This window comes from Brevundimonas sp. FV1ye28, from assembly GCF_058681135.1.
Window position 1 is genome coordinate 2732501 of sequence record NZ_CM178731.1, and the last position, 23673, is coordinate 2756173.

Here is a 23673-nt window from a genome sequence, read left to right on the forward strand (position 1 = left end):
TTGCTTCAACGCTTCGGCGCTGACGCATTGATATTGTGAAGGAAGAATTGGTCCGGCCCCTCATAGGCTTCGAGGACCTGTTCGAGAGAAGACATTGTCTGACAAAATATCAGGCAGGACCCCACCGGCATTTCTTTCCAGTCGGTCGGATCAGTCCTGCATGAGTTTTGCTGAGAAACGATCAAGCGTTGAAGGGCTTCTGACGGATGCCTTGGCGTAGAGAGGCGATGAAGGACGTGGCAAGCTGCGATAAGAACCGGGGAGGCGCTAGCACCCTTTGATCCGGTTATTTCCGAATGGGGAAACCCACCTTTACGGTCTTCCAACTTTGCTCCCCTTCGGGGGTGCGAGGATTGGCGGATCGTTCAAAGGTATAATGACCTGAATACATAGGGTTCATTAAGCAAACCCGGGGAACTGAAACATCTCAGTACCCGGAGGAAAGGACATCAACCGAGACTCCCGTAGTAGTGGCGAGCGAACCGGGACCAGGCCAGTGCTTCTGTGACATAAAGCCGAACGATCTGGAAAGGTCGGCCATAGCGGGTGAAAGCCCCGTAGGCGTCAAACAGCAGAAGACTCGAGTAGGGCGGGACACGTGAAATCCTGTCTGAACATGGGGGGACCACCCTCCAAGCCTAAGTACTCCTCTACGACCGATAGTGAACAAGTACCGTGAGGGAAAGGTGAAAAGCACCCCGACAAGGGGAGTGAAACAGATCCTGAAATCGGAAGCCTACAAGCAGTCGGAGCCTCCAAGCGAGGTGACGGCGTACCTTTTGTATAATGGGTCAGCGACTTCATGTGTCGAGCAAGCTTAAGCCGTTAGGTGTAGGCGCAGCGAAAGCGAGTCTGAATAGGGCGCTAAGTTCGACGTATGACGACCCGAAACTAGGTGATCTATCCATGAGCAGGCTGAAGGTAAGGTAACACTTACTGGAGGGCCGAACCCGTGAATGTTGAAAAATTCTGGGATGACTTGTGGATAGGGGTGAAAGGCCAATCAAACCTAGACATAGCTGGTTCTCCGCGAAATCTATTTAGGTAGAGCGTCCGACGAATTCCTCAGGGGGTAGAGCACTGGATGGTTGCGGGCTGCGCGAGCGGTACCAATACTAACCAAACTCCGAATACCTGAGAGAACTATCGGGCAGACACACGGCGGGTGCTAACGTCCGTCGTGAAAAGGGAAACAACCCTAACCATCATCTAAGGCCCCCAAGTACTGGCTAAGTGGGAAACGATGTGGGATTGCTTTGACAATCAGGAGGTTGGCTTAGAAGCAGCCATCCTTTAAAGAAAGCGTAACAGCTCACTGATCAAGCGATCCTGCGCGGAAAATGTAACGGGGCTCAAGCCAGTCGCCGAAGATATGGGTTCACGTAAGTGAGCGGTAGCGGAGCGTTCCGTAAGCCGGTGAAGGTCAGGCGTGAGCCTGGCTGGAGGTATCGGAAGTGAGAATGCTGACATGAGTAACGATAGGAGTGTGAGAGACACTCCCGCCGAAAGACCAAGGGTTCCTGCGTAAAGCTAATCTGCGCAGGGTTAGTCGGCCCCTAAGGCGAGGCTGAAAAGCGTAGTCGATGGGAAGCAGGTAAATATTCCTGCACCAGCTGGAAGTGACGGATGGCGCAACTTGTCAGGGCTTATTGGATTGTCCTGGCAGGGAAGTTGTCCCTGGAAATAACTCCAGCAGAGACCGTACCCGAAACCGACACAGGTGGTCAGGTAGAGCATACCAAGGCGTTTGAGAGAACTATGCTGAAGGAACTCGGCAAATTGCACGCGTAACTTCGGAATAAGCGTGACTCTGCTTAGGGCAACCTTTGCAGAGTGGCACAAGCCAGGGGGTAGCGACTGTTTAGCAAAAACACAGGGCTCTGCGAAGCAGCAATGCGACGTATAGGGTCTGACGCCTGCCCGGTGCCTGAAGGTTAAAGGGAGATGTGAAAGCGTCGAACTGAAGCCCAGGTAAACGGCGGCCGTAACTATAACGGTCCTAAGGTAGCGAAATTCCTTGTCGGGTAAGTTCCGACCTGCACGAATGGCGTAACGACTTCCCCACTGTCTCCAGCATAGGCTCAGTGAAATTGAATTCCCCGTGAAGATGCGGGGTTCCCGCGGTCAGACGGAAAGACCCTATGAACCTTTACTATAGCTTCGCCTTGGCGTTAGCGACCGTATGTGTAGGATAGGTGGGAGGCTATGAAACCGGGGCGCCAGCTCTGGTGGAGCCATCCTTGAAATACCACCCTTACTGTCGTTGACGTCTAACCGAGGACCGTTATCCGGTCCCGGGACATGGCGTGGTGGGTAGTTTGACTGGGGCGGTCGCCTCCTAAAGTGTAACGGAGGCGCGCGATGGTGGGCTCAGACCGGTCGGAAATCGGTCGTCGAGTGCAATGGCATAAGCCCGCCTGACTGCGAGACTGACAAGTCGAGCAGAGACGAAAGTCGGCCATAGTGATCCGGTGGTCCCGCGTGGAAGGGCCATCGCTCAACGGATAAAAGGTACTCTAGGGATAACAGGCTGATTTTGCCCAAGAGTCCATATCGACGGCAAAGTTTGGCACCTCGATGTCGGCTCATCACATCCTGGGGCTGGAGCAGGTCCCAAGGGTTCGGCTGTTCGCCGATTAAAGTGGTACGTGAGCTGGGTTCAGAACGTCGTGAGACAGTTTGGTCCCTATCTGCCGTGGGTGTTCGAAGCTTGAGAGGATCTGTCCCTAGTACGAGAGGACCGGGATGGACATACCTCTGGTGTACCTGTCATGGCGCCAGCTGTGCAGCAGGGTAGCTAAGTATGGAATAGATAACCGCTGAAAGCATCTAAGCGGGAAACTAACCTCAAAACAAGGCTTCGCTGAGGATCGTGGAAGACTACCACGTTGATAGGCCAGGTGTGGAAGTGCGGCGACGCATGAAGCTTACTGGTACTAATAATCCGATCGGCTTGATCGTTTCTCAGCAAAACTCATTCGATATTCGAATACGACAATGTCTTCTCGCACAGTCTGATATCCGCTCGGTTGACCTGGTGGTTATGTCGGAGGTTCCCCACCCGATCCCATCCCGAACTCGGTCGTTAAGCCCTCCAGAGCCGATGGTACTATGTCTCAAGGCATGGGAGAGTAGGTCGCCGCCGGGTCTACCAAGCGGATATCAACTGTACCTCTTCTCGAACATCTTCCTTCACACTACCGTTTGCCGCGGGATGGAGCAGCCCGGTAGCTCGTCAGGCTCATAACCTGAAGGTCGCAGGTTCAAATCCTGCTCCCGCACCCAAAAATACCTCACGCCGGTGAGACACTGCAAAAGCCCCGCTGCCCCCCAGCGGGGCTTTTGTGCGTCTGGCACTCAGTTCCGACCGACCGAGAAATCCGTAGCAACCTCGCAGGGTGACCTTGGATATCAAACTCGGACTTGCCGAGGCCTTCGATCGGGATGAACACGATCTGCTCGATCAGCGACCGGATGGCGTTGCGAGCCAACTCGCGCCAAGCAGGGATTGGAGCGGGCAGCGGGAATCGAACCCGCACGAGCAGCTTGGGAAGCTGCCAGGCTACCACTACATCATGCCCGCAGAGCCGGAGGCAACCTAGCGGAAAGCAGGGCCGGCTCAAGGGGCAAGTGTCGGATGGCCTTCTTGCGACAAACCGTCCGGCGACGGAAGCATTGTTGTCCAATCGTCGTAAAGTATTCGGGCCGACTTCTGGTGTGAATATAACTCCGTATCCAGACGGACTGTAATATTCGGGCGATTTTCTGTCATTTCAGCTTTACAATGACCTCCTAAGGGAGCCCCGGGATTGCTGAACTTGTGTCGAACGGCGCGCGGCGATCAGACCATTTCAAACCCGAGGGGATATCGATGCTTCGTCTGACCAAGGTTCTAATGGCCGGTACGGCCGTCCTGGCGCTGGCCGCCTGCGGCTCCGCTGAGGTGGCTTCCCCTGGCGAAGGCGATTTCGGCACGGGGCCGACCACTCCGACCACCCCGACGACGCCGACGACGCCAACGACCCCTCCCGGTACGCCCGCCGCTGACTGCCCGTCCGGCTTCGACAACGTCGGCCTAGTCGCCAATGGCACGCTGCGCGCCTGCCAGTTGCCGGCCACGATCGTCGGTAACCTGACGGTTCCGCTGCGCGCCGGCACCATCTACTCCATCGCGGGCCGCACTCAGGTCGGCGTCGACCTCGGTCTCGACCCCGCCGCTCCGGCTGCCTCGGGCGCCCGCGGCCAGCTGAACATCGAGCCCGGCGTTCGCCTGTTCGCCTCGGGCGGTTCGGACTATCTGATCGTCAACCGTGGTTCGCAAATCTTCGCTGAGGGCACCGCGTCCAACCCGATCATCTTCACCAGCCGCCAGAACGTCGAAGGTACGACTACTCTGACCTCGCAAGGTCAGTGGGGCGGTCTCGTGATCGCCGGTCGCGCACCGCAGGCCAACTGCCAGCTGACGGCTCCGGTGACCTGCACCGGCCAGGTCGAGGGCACCTCGGCCTTCTACGGCGGCAATACTCCGACCGATAACTCGGGCCGCATTCGCTACGTCCAGATCAAGTTCTCGGGCTTCGAAATCTCCACCGGCAACGAACTGCAGGGCCTGACCATGGCCGGCGTCGGTTCGGGAACCACGGTCGAGTTCGTCCAGATCCACAACTCGTCGGACGACGGCATCGAAATCTTCGGCGGTAACGTCAACCTACGCCGTCTGGTCATCACCGGTGCAGACGATGATGGTCTGGACACGGACACCGGCTGGCGCGGTGGTGCCCAGTTCGGCATCGTGACCCAGCGTGCGCCGAACTCGACCAGCCGTTCGGCCGGTTTCGAGTTCTCGGCCGCCCCGGCCGCGACCCCGCTGGCTTCGCGCTACGTTTCGCAGCCAAAGATCGCCAACTTCACCCTTGTCGGCCGGGTTTCGCCGACCGACGCTCACACTGTCGCCCACTTCGACACCGGCACCGATCCGACCATCATCAACTCGGTCTTCACCGCGGCGACCGGCTCGCTCGCGGGCTGCCTGGACATCGCCGACGCTGACACGGCCACCAGCCAGCCGGTGTTCCAGTCGGTCTTCATGTCCTGCCCGGTCTCCTACCGTGCGTCCAACGCCGCTCGCTCGACGGCGACCTTCGCCCAGGCTCCGAGCGCCGGAAACACCGCCGCCGGCACGAACACGATGACGGCTCCCTCGGGCGCCACCCTGACCAACCAGATCCTGACCTTCATCAACGGCGCCAACGAAACCGCCGTGACCCCGGTCAATGCTCCGGCCGTGTACGCCTTCTTCACCGCCACGACCTACGTCGGCGCGGTCCAGAACGCGGCCGACACCTGGTACCTCGGTTGGTCCTGCGGCCTGAACTCCACGACCTGCTGATCACGGAAGCACGGCGGCGGCCCCGTGAGGGGGCGCCGCCGACCTTTCCGCTTTCCGTTTGAACCCCTTCGAGGCGCAGATCATGAAGACGCTTTCCCTGACCCTGACAGGGGTCCTCCTGGCCAGCAGCGCACTTATCGCGCCTTCGCTGGCTCATGCTCAGACCGCGCCCGTCGAACAGACGCCGGCGGAGCAGGCCGTTCCCCAGGTCGATGAGACCACCCAGGTCGACGAGATCGTCGTGCTCGGCCGCTACATTCCAGAACCCAACCGCGAAAGTCCCGAGGTCGCCGCCTTCCTGACGTCGGAAGACCTGCAGCGGACCGGCGACTCCAACGCCGCGGCCGCCTTGACCCGAGTGACGGGCCTGTCGATCGTCGAGGGCCGCTTCATCTACGTGCGTGGCCTGGGCGAGCGCTACTCGTCCGCACTGCTGAACGGTTCGCCCCTGCCCAGCCCCGAGCCGTTGCAGCGTGTCGTGCCGCTGGATCTGTTCCCGTCCTCGATCCTCGAGGGTGTGACGGTGCAGAAGACCTACTCGGTCAACTATCCCGGCGAATTCGGCGGTGGCGTGATCGATCTTCGGACCATCGACGCCCCGGCGGATCCCTTCTTCACCTTCCAGGCCGGCATCGGCGGCAACACCGAGACCACCGCCCAAGAGGGTCTGATCTACTACGGCGGCCGCACCGACTTCCTCGGCTTCGACGACGACACTCGCGACATTCCCGGTCCGCTCGCGCTCGCCTTCAACTCCGGCAACCAGATCCAGGCCGGCCCGAACTATGACGCGACGCAGCTGCGCCGCATCGGTCAGTCGCTCGTGAACGCTCCCTTGCGCCTGTTGCAGAGCGAGGAAATCCCCGTTGATGTGAGCTTCGAGGTCTCGGGCGGCTTCTCCAACGAAACGTCGCTGGGAACGCTCGGCGTCATCCTGGTCGGAGGCTATGACAACAGCTGGCAGACCCGTTCGGGCGTCCAGGAAGAGGCCCAGTTCTCGGGTTCCGACATCGTCGCCTCGACCAGCTACGCCTACGGTTCGACCCAGAATGACGTACAGCTGAACCTGCTCGGCGGCCTGTCGCTGTCGGGCATGGATCATGAGGTCAAGTGGACGAACCTTTACGTCCGCAACACGACCAAGGAGGCCCGCTCGCGGGTCGGGCCGGACTTCGACGCCGGCGGTTCGATCCTGCGCGACGACTACACCGAATGGTTCGTGCGTCAGCTGTTCTCGACCCAACTGGCCGGCGAGCACGCCTTCGCCGACGGGGCCTGGAACCTGGATTGGCGCGCCAACTACTCGACCACCTCGCGTGACGCCCCCTATGAGACCCGTTTCGGCTACGGCCAGAACGCCGGCGGCGACTTCGTCCACGACATCGAGCGCAACCTGATCTCGTTCAGTGAACTGAACGACGATGTCTATTCGGGCGGTGCCGACCTGTCCTACACCCTGCCGCTGTCGGACTACCGTGAGGCGGTCTTCTCGGCGGGCTTTGCCCTGTACGAGAACACCCGTGATTCCGAGCGTCGCGACCTGCGGTTCATCTCGCCCAACGGCCTGACGCCTGACCAGACCGAGAGCCGGGTCGACTTCCTGTTCTCCGACTTCAACATCAACGACAATGTCCTGCAGATCAACGAGATCACCGGATCCAACGGTGCCGCGGCCTATGACGCCGAACTGGTCGTCAACGCGGTCTACGGCCAGGTCGAGGCGGAGATCCTTCCACTGGTCAACCTGACCGCCGGGGTCCGCTTCGAGGACGCGGAGCAGACCGTGACGCCGCGCGACCTGTTCGGTGGCTCGACCACCTTCCAGTCGACCAGCCTCGAAGAACAGTACTACCTGCCCGCCGGCACCCTGACCTGGAACTTCGCCGAGGACATGCAACTGCGTGTCGGCGCCTCCCAGACCATCGGTCGTCCGCAGTTCCGCGAACTGGCTCCGCAGTCCTACACGGACCCGGAAAGCGACCGGACCTTCATCGGCAACCCCTTCCTGGTGGACACCGAGATCCTGAACCTCGACGCCCGGTGGGAGTGGTTCTTCGCCCGCCAGCAGTTCATCACCGCCGGCGTCTTCTACAAGGACCTGGACAAGCCGGTCGAAGCCGTCATCGTCGACGTCGGAAACCAGCGCCAGCAGTCGTTCCTGAACGCACCCCAGGCGACCATCTTCGGCGCCGAGGTCGAGGCCAAGAAATACTTCGAGTACCCCGACAACGGCATGTCCTTCATCGCCAACAAGCGCTGGCTGGTGCAGGCGAACTACACCTACTCGAAGTCCGAGGTATCGGTTGAAGCTAGCGACACCGTCCTGACCCTGGGCGGAGCGGGGACCCCGGAGAGCGCGGCCTTCTTCATCACCGACGGTAGCCGCCTGCAAGGTCAGTCGGAGCACGTCGCCAACCTGCAACTGGGTTGGGAAGACGACATGGCGCGCTCGCAGGCGACCATCATCGTCAACTATGTGTCCGAGCGGATCACCGCCCGCGGCGCCGGCGTCGCGGGAAGCCGCGAGCCCGACTACATCCAGGAACCCGGCGTCTTCCTCGACCTCGTCTATCGCAAGGACTTCACCGCGATGGGCAAGGACCTGGGCTTCGCCGTCGAGCTTCGCAACCTGCTGGGAACGGACTTCGACGAGTACCAGGAACTGGGCAACAAGGTCCGGATCAACAACTACGACCTGGGCTCCAGCGCCTCGGTCAGCCTGACCGCCCGCTTCTAAAGAGGGTTTACGGTTTCAAAGACCAGGGCCGTCCACCGCGAGGTGGGCGGCCCTTTTCCGTTCAGTCCGCGCGATAGACCACCTCGCCGTCCACCACCGTCAGCACCGCCTGGCCCTTGGGGATGTCGGCTTCCGGAACGGTCATCAGGTCGATGTCGAAGGCGGTGAAGTCGGCGCGTTTGCCGACCTCGATCGTGCCGAGTTCGGCCTCGCGGAAGGAGGCGTAGGCGGGCCAGAGGGTGAACATCTTCAGGGCCGTGGCGCGATCGACGGCCTCGTCCGGACGCCAGTCGGGGCCCTGGAAGCCTTCGAGGTCGCGGCGGGCGACGGCGGCGTAGAACTCGATCAGGGGATCGCCGCGCTCGACCGGGGCGTCGGAGCCGCCGACCACCACGACGCCGAGATCGACCAGGCTGTGCCAGGCATAGGCGCCGTCGAGGCGGGCGTCGCCGAGCCGGGCGGAGGCGAAGTGGAAGTCACCGATGGCGTGGCTGGGCTGCATGGAGGCGATGACGGCCAGGTCGCGGAATGTGGCCTCGTCCGAGGGGCGCAGGATCTGGGCGTGCTCGATGCGCCAGCGGGGATCGGCGAGGCCGCGCTGGTCGACGGGGACGGCGGCGAGGGCGCCGCGGTACCAGTCGAGAACCTCGGTATTGCCCCGGTCGCCGATGGCGTGGGTGGCGACCTGGATGCCGGCGCGCAGGGCGTTCTCATAGAGCGGGATCATCTCGGCGCCGCTGGTCTGCATCAGGCCCGAGGTGTGGGGCGCGTCGGCGTAGGGGGCGTGAAGCGCGGCGCCGCGCGAACCGAGGGCGCCGTCGACATAGTATTTGATGGCGCGGGTGATGATCCGGCCGTCCGCGACGCTGCGCGGGCCGGAGGCGACGAGGGCGGCACCCCCGTCCGGGGTGACCGAGTTGTAGACGCGCAGCGGCGCCTCGCCGGCCTCGGCCATCTGTTCCAGCAAGGGGATGTCGGACCAGGGGGCGCTCATGAAGTGGATGCCGGTCCAGCCGTACCGAGCTTCGACCTGGAAGCCGGCGCGGTAGGCGTTCCGCTTCGCCTCGGGGTCGGCCTGGGGCATGAGCGGGGCGAGCAGGGACATGGCCGCATCGACGATGAAGCCGGTGGGTCGGCCGTCCGCACCCTTGGCGATCTCGCCGCCCGAGGGGGCGACGGTCGAGGCGTCGATGTTCGCAGCGGCGAGGGCGGCCGTGGAGGCGGTGATGGCGTGACCGTCGGCGCGCTCGAGCAGGACGATGCGGCCGGGGGCGGCGGCGTCGAGATCGGCTGCGGTCAGGAAGCGGGCGCCGTTCGCGCTCTCGGGCCAGCGGGTCTCGATCCAGCCGCGACCGATGATGGGGCCGTCGGGATGGGCCTCGGCCCAGGCGGTCAGCTTGGCCATCGCGTCGACGACCGAGGTCGAGCCCTCGAGGTTCAGGGTCAGTTCGCGCCAGCCGACGCCGTCGAGGTGGGCGTGGCCGTCGGTGAAGCCGGGGAACAGGGTCGCGCCGTCGAGATCGACGACTTCGAGTCCCTCAGTTCGCGACGGTGGAGCGTCCATTCCCCAAGTGATGAAGTCGATACGCCCGTCCCTGACGATGACCATTTGGGCAGGAGGTTGTCCCTCCACTCCGGTGTAAATCTTTCCACCCCGGATCACGAGATCCTGGGCTTGAGCCGGAAGGGCGAGGGCGACGAGGGCGGCGGCGGTCAGGAGGGATCGAAGCATGAGGTCACCGGACTGGCGGAAATCGGACGGCGAGTTGCGGGGATCGAGAGGCCGGCGTCAAGGCGGCGCGTTGGCCCTTTCCCTCGGGAGGGCGGAGCCGATTCCAGACGTGCGTCATCCCTCCCTGCCCATCGGGCGGAAGTTGTGGGGAAGTGGACGGAGCCTGGGCGTTCGCCCGGAACCGAGATGGCCCCCTGCTTTCGCGTTACGGGGACCGAGTTTAGAATTTTCGGCTCGCGCCGTGGCTCCGTCGCGGTCGGTTCACGCGAGCGGCCGGGGAAGGGTTTCGTGCAGCCTGCCGGGGTGGTGTCAGTTTCGACCCCCGAACCTTTTCGCCGCTTAAACCCAGTCCGACCTCGGCCCGCGACGGGCGGAGGTTTTCAGGTCCCTCCGGGCTCCACGGTTTTACACCCCATGGACAGTCCTGCATCAGCGCCGGTTCGTGCCTCCACAGATCCAGGTCATCGCCGGATCAGGGTCCTCGGCCGCCGCAGCGATACAGTTTCCCGCTCGATCGCGCCCCACCGCACGTCCGGGTCCTGGGCCCAGGACGCCTTCCCCACGCGATGGGACAGTCAGCATTGTAAGGGAGATTTGAAGGGCGCCAGTTCGGAGGGGCCTTAAAAGTTCGGGGTGTTGGAATCGTTGGGGGATTTGGGGTGTGTTTGGCCAAACTTGGACGCCCTTATCCGTGCACCCCGGCGAAGGCCGGGGTCCAGAGCAAGCGCCCAGGCGGCCGGGATGAGGCGTCGGTGTGCTGCCTGAACCTTTGGTGACCTCCATCTGGACCCCGGCCTTCGCCGGGGTGCACGGTGAGAGAGAGAGTGGGTGCGACCCCTCACCTGCCCGCGCCAGGACGACGGCTTCGCCGCCGTGCGCCGCCTCCCTCTCCCGCAGGGGGAGGGCGTTTCCTATGTCTGGGGCATGAAACTGTTCACCATCGGATATGAAGGCGCGACCCAGTCGGAAGTGATCGGCCGGCTGAAGGCCGTCGGCGTGGAGACCCTGGTCGATGTGCGGGCCGTAGCGGCGTCGCGGCGGGCGGGGTTTTCCAAGACTCTTCTCGGCGAAAGCCTGAAGGCCGAGGGGATCGACTATCTGCATCTGCGGGCGCTGGGCACGCCCAAGGCGGGGCGGGAGGCGGCGAAGAAGGGCTATATCCGCGAGATGCGGGCAATCTTCGCCGACCACATGGCCGAACCGGCGTCGCAGCTGCAGCTCGCGCAGCTGAAGGCGCTGGCGGGCGAGAAGCGTGTGGCGATGTTGTGTTTCGAGGCGGACCACGCGGGGTGTCACCGCGCGGTGCTGGCCGAGCGGCTGGCGAGCGAGGACGGGTTCGAGGTGGTGAATCTTTGAACCATGCCTCTCCCGGCGGGAGAGGGTTCAGGAACTTGGAACCCCGACCACGGCATCCACTGAACCCGTTGTCACCGGGTGGTAGCCCGGCCGTGCCTGGGCGTAGACGCGGGTCGCGATCGGACGGCCCCAGTCGCCCTGAGCCCATAGCGAGGTGAACAGCGGCAGGACGAACTTGCGGCGGCCCTGGGACGTCAGGAACCGCTCCAGCGTCGGCACGGCCGGCTGGTAGCGGTGGGCGATGGCGATCTGGAGCCACTGGAACAGGACCTCCGCATTGCCCTCGTTGCGCAGGTTCAGGGTGTTTTCCAGATCGGCGAGCTGGGCGTTTGTCAGCCACGGACGGCTGGCGGCGGCACCCTCGGGTCGCCAATCGAGGAAATGCTGGCGCTCCTGGGTCGACCAGCCGGCCCAGGGAATGGCCGAGGCGGGGCCCTTGGCGACGAAATAGGCGTCGGCGGCGGTGTCGACGGCCGCCAGTTTGGTCGAGGTCGGGGCGACCGCGTTGGACGGCAGGCCGGGCTGATAGATCCAGTTGTCGAGCTGCAACTGGCGCTCCAGCGCCGGGTCGTCGCCGATCAGGTTGGCGCGGATGTCCGTCAGGAAGCCCTGGGCATTCATGGGCCGGAAGGCGTTGCGCTCGAAATAGCCCTTCAGCCAGGCGTCGAAACGCTCGCGCCCGACATGCCGCTCGATGGTGCGCAGGAAGGCGGCACCCTTCTCATAGGCGATGTCGGTCAGGCCCTCGTCGGGATCGCGGCCTTCGAGGTCGAGGTGCAGGCGGGTGTCGAGCGGCGGCAGGTCGGTCAGCGACGACTGAAGGTCGTTCCAGCCGAGGACCTGAAGCATGTCGGCGCGCTCCTTGCCGTAGACCGCCTCCATGATGCGGTTCTCGAAATAGACGGTGAAGCCCTCGTTGAGCCAGAAGTCCGCCCAGGTGGCGTTGGTAACGAGGTTGCCCGACCAGGAGTGGGCCAGTTCGTGGGCGACCAAAGACACCAGCGACTTGTCGCCCGCGACCACGGTGGGGGTGGCGAAGGTCAGGCGCGGGTTCTCCATCCCGCCGAACGGGAAGGAGGGCGGAAGGATCAAGAGGTCGTAGCGACCCCAGGCATAGGGGCCGTAGAGAGCCTCGGCCGCGTCGACCAGCCGGCGCATTTCCGAGAACTCGTTACGGGCGGCCTCGAGACGGCTGGGCTCGGTCCAGACGCCGACGCCCTCGCCCACGGACGCGAACTCCAGGTCGCCGACCGCGAGCGCGATCAGATAGGGCGGAACCGGATTGGTCATGCGGAAGCGGTAGGCGTGGGTCCCCTCGGCGGCGGGCTCGCTGTCGGGCGTCAGCATCTCGGCGGACATGACGGCGGTCAGGGCCTCGGGCACCGTGATCGTGGCCGAATAGGTCTGGCGGATGCCGGGGCTGTCCTGGGTCGGGACCCAGGTGCGGGTCAGGATGGCCTGGCCCTGGGAGAAGAGGAAGGGCTGCTGACCCCCCGCCGTCTGGGCCGGGGTCAGCCACTGGAGGGCGGCGGCGTCGGGACGGGTGGAATAGGTGACGACGATCTTCTGAACCACACCGGCCTCGAAGGCGGGGGTGGTGACGGTCAGTGACTGGCCCTTGATCGGGTCGTCGGCGCCGAGTGCGAACTGCAGCGCATTGCCCTTGGCATCGGCGACGGAGCGAATCTCCAGGTTGCGGACGTCGAGGATGACCTGGGTCGCGCCGGGCTCGCCGGTGACGTCGAGGGTCGCCGTGCCCGACAGGGTCCGGGTGGCGAAGTCGGCGGTCAGGTCGAGGTCGACGTGCTTGACGCGCGCGACCTGGGGCTGGGCGTAGGAATGGACGTCCCGCTCATAGGTCACAGGGGCCGAGGCGGAGGCGGGCAGGGGCGGCATGTCTGACTTCACGTCGCCCTGGCCGCAGGCGGCGAGGAGGGCGAGGGTCGAGGCCATGACGGCGAGGCGGGCGCGGGACATCGAGGCGTACTCCGAAACGTTTCGGGGCGGAGGGAGCCCCGAAAGCGTCGCGAGATCAACCCCCGCATCCTATTCGGCGGGGGCCGGAGCGGTGTTCCTCGCCACGAACAGCCGGCCGCGCTCGGCCAAGAGGACGAACATCAGGGCGGCGACGCCGCAGCCGGTGATGCCCAGGGTCATAGGCACGACCGTGCCGTTGAACGACTGGCCGATGGCGAAGCCGATCAAGGAGCCGATGATGGTCGAGATGAAGCCCTGGGCCGAGGAAGCGGTGCCGGCGATATGGCCCATGGGCTCCATGGCCATGGCTCCGAAATTACCCGCCAGTAGGCCGAAGCAGAACATGGTGAGGCACTGCAGGACGGCGAAGGTCCAGAGGGTCTCGTGGCCGCTGGCCGCGACCAGCAGGTGGATGGCGCCGAAGGTGATGAAGCCCAGAAGCGCCGTGTGGCCGATCATGCGCGAACCCAGCTTCTCCACCAGCTTGGCGTTGACGATGGAGGCGATTGCGATGCCGCCGGCGATCAGGGCGAAGACGGTGGTGAACAGGGCCGGGGCCTCGAACACGTCGAAGAAGATCTGTTGCGACGAGTTGATGAAGGCGAACAGAGCGCCCGTGATCATCGTCATGGCCAGGGTGTAGCCGATGGAGATGCGGTTGGTGACGGCCTCCTTGAAGGCCAGGGCGATGCGCCTGGCCTGGATCGGCAGGCGGTCGTCCGGGTGCAGGGTCTCGGGCAGACGAACGCCCGTCCAGATCATCAGGGCGACCCCGGCAAAGGCGAGGACGCCGAAGATCGCCTCCCACGGCGCGACCAGCAGGATCGCCTGACCCAGAGACGGGGCGATGATCGGCACGCCGAGGAAGACCAGGAAGCTGAGGCTCATGACCCGCGCCATGGTCCGGCCGGAGAACCGGTCGCGCACGATGGAGACGGCCAGCACGCGGGTCGCCGCCGAACCCAGGCCCTGTCCCACGCGGGCCAGGATCAGCATGTCGAAGGTGGTGGCGAGGGCGGCGACGAGGCTGAAGACGACATAGATGCCGACCCCGATCATCAGGACGGGCTTCCTGCCATAGCGATCGGAGAGGGGGCCATAGACGATCTGCATGGCGCCGAAGCCGAGGAGGTAGGCGGTGATGACCCACTGACGGCTGTTCTCGTTGGCGACGCCCAGGGCATTGCCGATGTCGGGCAGGGCCGGAAGCATGGAATCGATGGCCAGCGCATTGAGCGCCATCATTAGGGCGATCATGCAGACGAACTCGGGAAATCCCGGGCCCTTTGCGGCGGGGGCGGCTGCGCTGGGGGAGGTCATCCGGTGCAGATGCGCGCTGCGGCGGCGTGTCGCAACCGTTCAGCCCGTAACTTTTCGCAACTGCGAGATGGCCGTCCTACGGCATGAACTGGATGGTGCGGGCGAACCTGTGATCGGCCGCCGACCGGTCCGTCGTGGCGTCGGCCATCAGGGCGATGGCGGCGTCGCCGAAGCCCATGCCGGGATGGGTTTCCTCCATCACGGTGCAGTCGCCGACGCGACCGTCGGCAAAGGCCGTGCACTCCAGGGTCACGGCCACGCTCTGAAGCATCGGCGCGGGCGCAGGAACCGTCGCGGCGACCGGCGTCGGTTCGGTCTTGAACACGGCCCGCGTCAGCGACGGGGCGCCGACGCTGGGATCGGCAAACAGGGCGAGGGCGACGGTGATGGCGATCATGGAACTGGCCTTTTGAACTGATTTACAAATGTTCAACGAACGGGTGCGTTCCCAATGGCGAGGATGTGCGCCGGACCTATCGCGCCGGTGTGTCGTTCGGCACACTACGGAAACGAACAAAAGGCGACCCATGGCCAAGCGACCGGCGACGGCGAAGAAGACCCTGTCGACGGCGAACCTGAAGGCGTTGGGGGATGCGCGGCTGGCCGAGCTGCTGATGGAGATGGCGGGCGAAGACGCCGGCTGGAAACGGCGGCTGCGGATGGAACTGGCGGCCGAGGTCGGGGCGGCGGATCTTGCGCTCGAAATCGACAAGCGGCTGAACACCCTGGCGGCCAGCCGGGCCAAGGTGTCGTGGAGAAAGCGGCCGGAGCTGATCTCCGATCTCTGGACGGTGCGGCGGATCATCGTTGACAAGCTGGCGGTGATGGACGCCCGACTGGGGCTGGACCGGCTGGTCGCCTGGTTCGACCTCTATCCGGGGCTGTCGGCGCGAGTGAAGGATCCCAAGGGCGAGCTGGCGACGATGTTCGATGCGGCCTCGGCCGATCTGGCGGCGGTCGGGGCGCTGGCGGGGGCGGAGGTTGCGGCGCCGGTCCTGATCGAGGCGGTGAGCACGCGGCTGTCGGAATGGGCCTCCTGGGTCGGTCGCGGGGCGGCGGCGATGGAGCCGGACCTGGCGCGAGCGGTGCTGACGGGGCTGACGGAGGGCAGGCCGAAGGCCACGGGGCGGTTGGCGCTGGTGGTGAGGAAGCTCGCGGACCGGTCTGGGGATCTGGATGCCTGGGTCGCCTCCCTGCCGGACGAGGATCGGGTGAAGCCCGAGATCGGCGCCGAAGTCGCACGCAGGCTGGCCGAGGCCGGGCGGGCGGGCGAGGCGCGGGCGGCGCTGGAGGCCTCGCGGCCTGTGGTGAAAGAGGCGACCCGCTGGGGTCGGCGCGATCCGGAACCCCCGCCGCCTCCGCCCGAGAGCTGGCTGACTGCCGAGGTCGCGGTGCTGGAGGCCGAAGGGGATGCGAAGGGGGCGTCGGACGCCCGCTGGATGCTGTTCGAAAGGACCCTGGCCGAGGCTCCGCTGCGGGCCGAGATCGCCAAGCTGCCGGACTTCGAGGACGTCATCGCCCTAGACCGCGCCTTCGCCCATGCGGCGGCCTACGCGGATGCGACGGCGGGTCTGAGGTTCCTGATGAACTGGCCGGCGCTGCGCGAAGCGGGGGAGATGGTTGTGGCGCGGGCGGGGGAGCTGCGCGGTTCGGCGGACGAGGTGCCGCTGTGGGCGTCACGGCTGGAGGGGCGCAATCCGTCGGCGGCCCTGGTTCTGATCCGGGCGCGGGCCCTGGCGCTCACGCGGCTGGCGCTGGGGGCGGGCGGGGACGAGGTGCAGCAACTGGTGCAGCAGGCGCAGGCGCTGGCGGAGCAGATCGGCGACGACGGCCAGGACGGGTTTCTGCTGGGGCTGGAAGAGGCGGGGCGGCCGGCGAGACGCGGGTGGCGCTAGACGCCGACAGGCAGCCGCCTGGCGGCCCAGATGCCTCGTTCTCCAAAAGAATCCGGGCCGCCTGCCGCCTATATTCTGTAACGCCCTACAGATGCGACACGCCCTGTTTGAACTTTGTTCGGTGAATGGCACCTGAACGGTTTTTGTCTGAAAACAGACACTTAGGAATTTGGGGGGCGCCGCGCAGACGCGGTCGAAGATGGTGCCCCCGGTCGGACTCGAACCGACACTCCTCGCGGAACCGGATTTTGAATCCGGCGCGTCTACCAATTCCACCACAGGGGCCTGCGGACGGACTTCTTAGTGGGGTATCGCGCGTCGCGCTACTTGGGTCAGGATTTTTTCGCGGGCCTCTTAGAGGGCAGGGGGCGAGATCCATTCCCAGCGTCGGTGTTCGTGATCTGGATCTCGGCCTTTGCCGGGATGGACTGAGAGGCGGAGGGATTCTTCAGGTCCGCCCCTTGCGTTCCATCGTGGTGTAACGCACATCCCTCGCCATGACTGACACGCTTCCCGACCTCGCCATCGTCTATGAGCATCCCGAATGGTTCGAGCCGCTGTTCGCGGCGCTGGATCGGCACGGGGTCAGCTATGTGAAGGTCCCGCTGGCCGGGAGCACCTTCGATCCGGCCGGGTCGCCGGCGCCGGGGACGGTGGTGTTCTCGCGCGTGGCGATGTCGTCCTTCCTGCGGGACCCGGAGCATCCGATCTTCTATGCCCAGAGCCTGTTCGAGCACTGGCAGGGGCAGGGGACGCGGGTGGTCAACGCCTCGGCGCTGAATATCGACACCTCCAAGGCGCGGCAGATGTCGCTGATCGCGCGGCTGGGCCTGAGGGGGCCGGCGACGCGGGTGGCCCACCGGCAGGCCGACATTCCGGGCGCGGCCGAGGGGCTGCGCTATCCGGTGCTGGTCAAGGCAGACATCGGCGGGGCCGGGGCCGGCATCACCCGCTATGAGGACGCCGAGAAACTGGCCGAGGCGGCCGGCGAGAAATGGTGCCCGGTCGGGGTCAACGGCATCTCCCTGATCCAGGAATATGCGCCGCGTCGGGACGGCAAGATCACCCGCGTCGAGACGCTGAACGGCAAATATCTCTACGCCATCGACATCGAGAGCCCGGGCGACGCCTTCGACCTGTGCCCAGCCGACGCGTGCCTGGTGCGGCCGGGGGCGCCGACCTTGACGATGACCAGGACGACGCCGAGCCCGGAGATCATCGAGGCGGTCGAGCGGCTGGCCGTCGCGAGCGAGCTGGAGGTCGGGGGCGTCGAGTATCTGATCGACGACCGGGACGGATCGGTCCTGTTCTACGACATCAACGGCCTGTCCAACTTCGTCGCCAAGCCGGTCGAGGTGCTGGGCTTCGACCCGCACGACGATCTGGTCGCGTGGCTGAAGGGCATCGTCGCCGAAGAAAAATCTAAGCGTGCTGAGGGGATCGCCGCATGAGGTACGGATACTGGGCGCCGGTCTTCGGCGGATGGCTGCGCAACATCGCCGACGAGCGCGAGGCCTCGTGGGAGAATGCGTCGCGGCTGGTCAAGCGGTCGGAGGCCCTGGGCTATGACCTGACCCTGATCGCCGAGCTGAACCTGAACGACATCAAGGGGATCGAGGCGCCGGCCCTTGACGCCTGGTCGACGGCGGCGGCGCTGGCGGCGGTGACCGAGACGATCGAGCTGATGGTCGCGGTGCGTCCGAACTTCCACCAGCCGGCCCTGTTCGCCAAGAAGGCGGCCAACATCGACCAGATCTCCGGCGGGCGTCTGGCGCTGAACGTCGTCTCGTCCTGGTGGGCCAAGGAGGCGGAGAGCTATGGCCTGCAGTTCGACCAGCATGACGACCGCTATGCGCGGACGACCGAATGGCTGCAGGTGCTGGATCGTCTGTGGACGGAGAAGCGGGTCGATTTCGAGGGGAAATACTACACCCTGAGCGACGCCATCGTGGAGCCCAAGCCGACCTCGACGCCGGACCGCCCGCGCCCGGTCATCTATGCCGGTGGTGAATCAGAGGCGGCCAAGACCCTGATCGCCAAACACTGCGACGCCTATGTCATGCACGGCGACGAGCCCGAGCATATCGCGGCCAAGATCGCCGACATGCGCGAGCGCCGCGAAGCCTCGGGCCTGCCGCCGATGCAGTACGGCATGGCCGGCTATGCGATCGTGCGCGACACCGAGGCGGAGGCCGCGCGCGAACTGGAGCGGATCACGACCATCCCCGGCCTGGCCGAGGGAACGCCGCCCGCCGGGTTCGCCAACTTCGATCAGTGGCTGTCGGGGACCGAGCTGGAGCGGGAGCTGAAGATCCGCGAATACAGCGTCTCGAACCGGGGCCTGCGCCCCGGGTTCGCCGGCACGCCCGAGAGCATCCGCGCCCGGATGGAAGAGTTCGAGGCGGCCGGCCTGGATCTGGTCCTGCTGCAGATGTCGCCGCAGGAAGAAGAGATGGAGCGGTTTTCGGCCCAGGTGATCCGCCCGAACTAACGCATCCGATAGTTGACGCGGAAGCCGATGATCCGGGGCGCATACTGACCCAGGGTCTCGCCGGGGCTGACGATGCGGGCGTCATTGGTGGCGCGAAGGGCGTTGCGGCCGAAGCGGCCGTCGGCAGGGTGTTCGGATTCGACCTGGCACTGGGCCACCGCGCCGTCCGGCTGGACGACGCAGCTGACGACCGCGAAACCCTCGGCATAGTTGGTGCTGGGATAGGTGGGCCGGGGCGGGCGCGACCAGGTCACGCCTGGCGGCAGGCCGTTCTCGGCGATCTCGGGCAGGAGGTCGTCGCGTGGATCCTCGGTGGGACGGCCGCAGGCGGTCAGGGTCTCGTCGATGGCGGCGGACGAAGCGGGCAGGGTCAGATCGTGGCGCAGATTCCGGCCTTCGCCTGCGCCCCCGGGGATGACGATGCTGACGGGTCCGCCGTCGCGAAGTCCGCGGGCCAGGCTGGCGGGATAGTCGGCCAGGCCGACGGTGCGATCCGTTGTCACGCTCCAGTTCCAGCCGTGGAGTTCACCCTTCTTGTCCGAAATCTGCAGGGTGCGGATGCGGGCGTTGCGCGGCGCCTCGGGCAGGCCGCCGATGATGGCTCCATAGGCCCCGTCCACGCAGCGGAAGCCGATGGTCAGGCCCGTCGAGGTCGGGATGTAGGCGAAGACGGTCTTGCGTTCCGGCTGACGGATGACCTCCCAGTCGTCCTCGGCGACATCCTGGGCCAGGGCGGAACCGGCGCCCGCGATCAGGGCGATGGAGGCGAGGGCTCGAAGACGCATACGCATACTCTCGTCTGGAAGGATCAGGCCGGCTGAACGACCTGTTCGATGGCGCCGAAGATGGAGTGGTGCTTGTCGTTCAGCATCTCGATGCGGACGGTGTCGCCGTGCTTCAGGAAGGGGGTCACGGCCGCGCCGGTGGTGATCGTCTCGACCGTGCGGATCTCGGCGATGCAGGAATAGCCGAGGCCGCCTTCGGAGACCGGCTTGCCCGGGCCGCCGTCGGCGCCCTTGTTGGAGACCGTGCCCGATCCGACGATGGTGCCGGCGACCAGGCTGCGGGTCTTGGCCAGGTGGGCGATCAGGACGCCGAAGTCGAAGGTCATGTCGACGCCGGCATCGGCGCTGCCGAAGTCCTGGCCGTTGAGCTGGACCGAAAGGGCGCCGGACAGTTTGCCGTCCTTCCAGCGATCGCCCAGCGCATCGGGGGTGACGAAGACGGGCGACAGGGTCGAGGCGGGCTTGGACTGGACGAAGCCGAAGCCCTTGCCCAGTTCGCCGGGGATCAGGTTGCGCAAGCTCACGTCGTTGACCAGGCCGACCAGCCGGATATGGCCGCGCGCTTCTTCCGGGGTCACGCCCTGGGGCACGTCGCCGGTGACGACGACGATCTCGGCCTCGAGGTCGCAGCCCCAGGATTCGTCGGCCAGGGGAATCGGGTCGCGGGCGCCCATGAAGTGGTCGGAGCCGCCCTGGTACATCAGGGGATCGGTCCAGAAGCTGGCGGGCATCTCGGCGCCGCGCGCCTTACGCACCAGTTCGACGTGGTTCACATAGGCCGAACCGTCCGCCCACTGATAGGCGCGGGGCAGGGGGGCGGCGGCGTCGCGTTCGTGGAAGCGACCGCGCGGCACGGCCTCGTGGTCGAGGCTCTCGGCCAGGGCGCGAAGCCTGGGTTCCGTGTGTTCCCAGTCGTCCAGCGCGGCCTGAAGCGTCGGGGCGATCAGGAAGGCGTCGGTGAACCAGGCGAGATCCGAGGAGACGACCACGAGGCGACCATCGCGGCCGTGCTTGAGCGAGGCGAGTTTCATGAGGTCAGGCTAGGCGTTTTCTCGTCGCCTGCAAACCGTCAGTGGTGGCCGCCGACGCTGTGGCCGTGCCCGCCGGAGAGGTCGCCGGACGACGGTCGGCGGTTCAGGGCGCGTTGCGCGGCCTTCAGTTCCGCGACCCGTCCGTCCTTGTTCAGCCAATAGTCGTTGAAGGCGCGGACGGCCTTGTCGAGATGGTCGATCTGTTCCGCATGGGTCATGTCGCGCTTCACCGTCTTGGGTGGAGCGGGCTTGTCGCCGCCCTTGTCCGAAGGCGGATCGCAGTGGGTGCGGGTGTCGTGGCAGCCGTCGGTGGTCGGCGTGGCGAGGGGCAGGCCGCCGATATAGACCTGATTGATCGAGACCGGCTGGGCGACGCGGCCGCCGCACACGCAGCCCCTGGGTGTGCCATCGCCGCCGCATCCGCAGGACTTGGCCTCCGGACGGGGCTCGGGCCTTGGCTCGGGTTTGGCGGGTTCATCGATCTTGCCCTCGCCCGCCTGTTTCAGCGCCTTGGTCAGGCCGGCCAGCTCCTTGCCGATGACGATGACGGGGCCCAGGTATTCGTCGATCTTGCGCTCAAGCACCTCGGCCTTCTGCCTCAGCTCGTTGCTGCCGGCCGAACGGGCGTCGGCGGCGTAGCGGCGGATGACGGCGTAGATCTCGCCCGGCGCCTTGTCGGCGTCGGTGCCCCCGGTCTGATCAGCGTGCCAGCGGCCGAGGAAGAACATGCCGGCCGCGAGGGCCAGCAAAAGCAGGAAGAAGACCAGCGCCAGCAGGGGCGGCAGGCCCAGGAACAGGGGTTCGTCGATCCGGGTGACGATCGTGTCCGCCGCTTCGAAATCCGATGGATACATGCCGATCTCCCCGTGGTCGCCGAACGTCGTGCGATCATGACGCAGCGGCGAACGCCTGACCACGGAAAAGGTTAACGACGAAATGTGAAGCTTGTGGGTTCCGGGCGGGCTTCAGGGCGCGTGCAGGATGGCGCGGGCCTCGACGCCCTCGCGGGCGGCGGCGTCGCGGACCTCGACCTCGACGATGATCGCGCCCTCGGGATCGAGCGCCCAGAGGTAGCGGCGTTCCACCTCGACCGTGCGGCCGGACGGGGCGAAGCCCTCGAAGCTATCGCCCCAGGGGGTGATCCGCTTCAGCTCGGGCCAGGTCAGTGAACAGGCGGAGTTGAGCTCCTCCTGGGCCATCTGGGTCAGTTCGTCGGTTGGGCTCATGACGCGCTCACTCAGTGATATCCCTCTCGAAAGTACTGGGTGAACCACAAGCCGTATCGGACCTGAACCCAGAAAACCGCAGTCAATGCCGTAGTGACGGCCAGCATCAACCAGACGCCGCTCGCCATCGCCTTGCCCCTCAGGAAATACCCCATCCTGATCGTTCGACGAGCTTGCCAAGCGTGAACTACGGTATTGAGAACCATCAGCGGGACGATCGTGAACAAAGCCCACAGCGCGTCGAACCAGGACGACGCGACCAGTCCGAGAATGACCACGCCGACCAACCAGACGCGCAGGTTCCATCGATCCTGACGCACAAGAACGGTTTCGTAGTCTTGGTCGCCCTCTGATTTAGAGGGCGAGTTCACGGCCGGGGTTCGTCGCCGTAGATGGCGACATAAGGAGCGCGGTCGGGGCCGATCAGGCCGCGATACATGCCGGTGGTGGTCATGGCGAAGGCGGGGACGCCGGCCGCGTCCATGACGACGACGCCGCCGGATCCGCCGAGCGACAGTGCGTCGTCGACCTCGGCCTGGGCCGCCACCTGGCCGGTCGCGCCGTCGGCGATGCGAGAGCAGATGTCGCGGGCCACTGTGGCGCGGATGTAGAACTCGCCGTCGCCGGTGGCCGAGACTGCGCAGCCGTCACGGTTGGAGGCGTAGGTGCCGGCGCCGATGACCGGCACGTCGCCGACCCGGCCCCAGCGCTTGCCGGTCGTGCCGCCGGTCGAGGTGCCGGCCGCGAGGTGACCCTGGCTGTCGAGGGCGACGGCGCCGACGGTGCCGAACTTGCGCTCGTTCAGCGGCGGGGCGGGCTCCAGCGAAGCCATGCCGGCCGCGGGGGCTCCGGCCGGACGCTCGGGGATGGGCAGCTTGTTGTCGGTCAGGAACTTGACCAGCCCCTGCCAGCGGCGCTCGGTGAAGAAGTAGGACGGCTCGACCTGTTCCAGGTTCTGCGAGGCCGCGAAGCTGTCGGCGCCCGTGCCGATCAACATGACGTGGGGCGAGCGTTCCATCACCGCGCGGGCGGCGGCGATGGGGTGGCGGGTGGTGGTCAGGCCCGCCACGGCGCCCGCGGTCAGGTCCGAACCGTTCATGACGGCGGCGTCCAGTTCGTTGCGACCCGCAGCGGTGAAGACCGCGCCGCGCCCGGCGTTGAACAGGGGATCGTCCTCCATCAGCTGGATCGCGGCCTGGACGGCGTCGAGCGCCTCGCCGCCGCTGCGCAGGACCTCGGCGCCGGCCTCGAGCGCCCGGGTCAGGGCGGCGCGGTAGGCGGCGTCCTGTTCGGGCGACAGGTTGGCACGCTCGATGACGCCCGCACCCCCGTGGATGGCGAAGGACCACTGCGGGCGATCCTGCGCGGCGGCCGGAGCGGCGAGGGCGAGCGCGGCGATGAGGGCGGGAAGCAGTTTCATGGAACGCACCGTATCAACGCGTCTCCTCCCTGTCGCGTAGCGATGGGGAGGTGGATCCGTAGCGAAGCGGAGGAGACGGAGGGGCTCTTTCTGCGTGCGCGAAGAACCCCTCCGTCGGCTCGCAAGGGCTCGCCGCCACCTCCCCATTCGCCAAGCGGCGAACAGGGAGGAGACAGGGTCACGGTTCCCGCTTGTGGTGCGACCATTTCCAGACGCGGTAGGCGACGATGGGGGCGAAGCCGCCGATCAGGGCACCGGCCAGGACGGGCCAGAAGCCCATCTGGAGCCACTGTCCGATCAGGCCGCCGACCACG

General features: G+C 65.6%; 16 protein-coding genes, 3 tRNA genes and 2 rRNA genes. 9 read left to right on the forward strand and 12 right to left on the reverse strand.

Going from position 1 to position 23673, the window contains the following annotated elements; all coding sequences use genetic code 11:
• Window positions 1-179: 179 nt before the first annotated feature.
• The 3 genes from ACW171_RS13455 (at window position 180) to ACW171_RS13465 (ending at window position 3285) form a co-directional block, all read left to right on the forward strand.
• Window positions 180-2961 (forward strand): 23S ribosomal RNA (locus tag ACW171_RS13455).
• Window positions 2962-3033: 72 nt separating this feature from the next.
• Window positions 3034-3148 (forward strand): 5S ribosomal RNA (gene rrf / locus ACW171_RS13460).
• Between the two features lie 60 nt (window positions 3149-3208).
• Window positions 3209-3285: transfer RNA gene (locus tag ACW171_RS13465), tRNA-Met, on the forward strand.
• 224 nt (window positions 3286-3509) lie between these two features.
• Here ACW171_RS13465 and ACW171_RS13470 read toward each other — a convergent pair.
• Window positions 3510-3583: transfer RNA gene (locus ACW171_RS13470), tRNA-Gly, on the reverse strand.
• Window positions 3584-3871: 288 nt separating this feature from the next.
• On the opposite strand from ACW171_RS13470, the gene ACW171_RS13475 reads away from it, so the two are divergent.
• Both ACW171_RS13475 and ACW171_RS13480 read left to right on the forward strand, forming a co-directional pair.
• Window positions 3872-5389, forward strand: a complete 1518-nt coding sequence (locus ACW171_RS13475) for a beta-helix domain-containing protein (protein ID WP_492093865.1) — start codon at window positions 3872-3874, stop codon at window positions 5387-5389.
• Between the two features lie 82 nt (window positions 5390-5471).
• Complete coding sequence (locus ACW171_RS13480) at window positions 5472-8126, forward strand: TonB-dependent receptor domain-containing protein (RefSeq protein WP_492093866.1); 2655 nt, start codon at window positions 5472-5474, stop codon at window positions 8124-8126.
• Between the two features lie 61 nt (window positions 8127-8187).
• Here the strand turns inward: ACW171_RS13480 and ACW171_RS13485 are convergent, their stop codons facing one another.
• Window positions 8188-9858 carry an amidohydrolase gene (locus ACW171_RS13485; protein WP_492093867.1) on the reverse strand — a complete coding sequence of 557 codons (1671 nt, stop codon included), beginning with the start codon at window positions 9856-9858 and terminating at the stop codon, window positions 8188-8190.
• A 924-nt stretch (window positions 9859-10782) separates the two neighbouring features.
• On the opposite strand from ACW171_RS13485, the gene ACW171_RS13490 reads away from it, so the two are divergent.
• Window positions 10783-11214: a DUF488 domain-containing protein gene (locus tag ACW171_RS13490; protein ID WP_492096633.1), complete on the forward strand. Its 432-nt coding sequence runs from the start codon at window positions 10783-10785 to the stop codon at window positions 11212-11214.
• Between the two features lie 27 nt (window positions 11215-11241).
• On the opposite strand, the gene ACW171_RS13495 is transcribed toward ACW171_RS13490, so the two are convergent.
• The 3 genes from ACW171_RS13495 to ACW171_RS13505 form a co-directional block, all read right to left on the reverse strand.
• Entirely contained in the window at window positions 11242-13191 is a 1950-nt protein-coding gene (locus ACW171_RS13495) for a M1 family metallopeptidase (protein ID WP_492093868.1), read from the reverse strand.
• Window positions 13192-13260: 69 nt separating this feature from the next.
• Window positions 13261-14511: a multidrug effflux MFS transporter gene (locus tag ACW171_RS13500; protein ID WP_492093869.1), complete on the reverse strand. Its 1251-nt coding sequence runs from the start codon at window positions 14509-14511 to the stop codon at window positions 13261-13263.
• Window positions 14512-14587: 76 nt separating this feature from the next.
• A complete protein-coding gene (locus ACW171_RS13505; protein WP_492093870.1) occupies window positions 14588-14908 on the reverse strand; it encodes a hypothetical protein in 321 nt (106 codons plus the stop codon).
• Window positions 14909-15038: 130 nt separating this feature from the next.
• On the opposite strand from ACW171_RS13505, the gene ACW171_RS13510 reads away from it, so the two are divergent.
• Complete coding sequence (locus ACW171_RS13510) at window positions 15039-16406, forward strand: DUF6880 family protein (protein WP_492093871.1); 1368 nt, start codon at window positions 15039-15041, stop codon at window positions 16404-16406.
• Window positions 16407-16606: 200 nt separating this feature from the next.
• Here ACW171_RS13510 and ACW171_RS13515 read toward each other — a convergent pair.
• Window positions 16607-16691: transfer RNA gene (locus ACW171_RS13515), tRNA-Leu, on the reverse strand.
• 212 nt (window positions 16692-16903) lie between these two features.
• Between ACW171_RS13515 and ACW171_RS13520 the strand changes: the two genes are divergently transcribed.
• Window positions 16904-17857, forward strand: coding sequence for an ATP-grasp domain-containing protein (locus ACW171_RS13520; RefSeq protein ID WP_492093872.1), 954 nt, complete (start codon window positions 16904-16906; stop codon window positions 17855-17857).
• Complete coding sequence (locus ACW171_RS13525) at window positions 17854-18897, forward strand: LLM class flavin-dependent oxidoreductase (RefSeq protein ID WP_492093873.1); 1044 nt, start codon at window positions 17854-17856, stop codon at window positions 18895-18897. Before ACW171_RS13520 ends, ACW171_RS13525 begins: the two co-directional genes overlap by 4 nt.
• Here the strand turns inward: ACW171_RS13525 and ACW171_RS13530 are convergent.
• From ACW171_RS13530 to ACW171_RS13555, 6 genes are all read right to left on the reverse strand, one after another.
• The gene (locus ACW171_RS13530; RefSeq protein ID WP_492093874.1) at window positions 18894-19688 is read right to left on the reverse strand and encodes an energy transducer TonB; all 795 of its coding nucleotides are present in this window, start codon (window positions 19686-19688) and stop codon (window positions 18894-18896) included. The genes ACW171_RS13525 and ACW171_RS13530 overlap by 4 nt on opposite strands.
• A 17-nt stretch (window positions 19689-19705) precedes the next feature.
• Window positions 19706-20713, reverse strand: coding sequence for a fumarylacetoacetate hydrolase family protein (locus ACW171_RS13535; protein WP_492093875.1), 1008 nt, complete (start codon window positions 20711-20713; stop codon window positions 19706-19708).
• A gap of 38 nt (window positions 20714-20751) precedes the next feature.
• Window positions 20752-21567, reverse strand: coding sequence for a hypothetical protein (locus ACW171_RS13540; RefSeq protein ID WP_492093876.1), 816 nt, complete (start codon window positions 21565-21567; stop codon window positions 20752-20754).
• Window positions 21568-21678: 111 nt separating this feature from the next.
• Complete coding sequence (locus ACW171_RS13545; protein WP_492093877.1) at window positions 21679-21939, reverse strand: hypothetical protein; 261 nt, start codon at window positions 21937-21939, stop codon at window positions 21679-21681.
• A gap of 11 nt (window positions 21940-21950) precedes the next feature.
• Window positions 21951-22310, reverse strand: coding sequence for a hypothetical protein (locus tag ACW171_RS13550; RefSeq protein WP_492093878.1), 360 nt, complete (start codon window positions 22308-22310; stop codon window positions 21951-21953).
• Complete coding sequence (locus ACW171_RS13555; RefSeq protein ID WP_492093879.1) at window positions 22307-23359, reverse strand: isoaspartyl peptidase/L-asparaginase family protein; 1053 nt, start codon at window positions 23357-23359, stop codon at window positions 22307-22309. The genes ACW171_RS13550 and ACW171_RS13555 overlap by 4 nt, the downstream gene beginning before the upstream one ends.
• Window positions 23360-23673 lie beyond the last annotated feature (314 nt).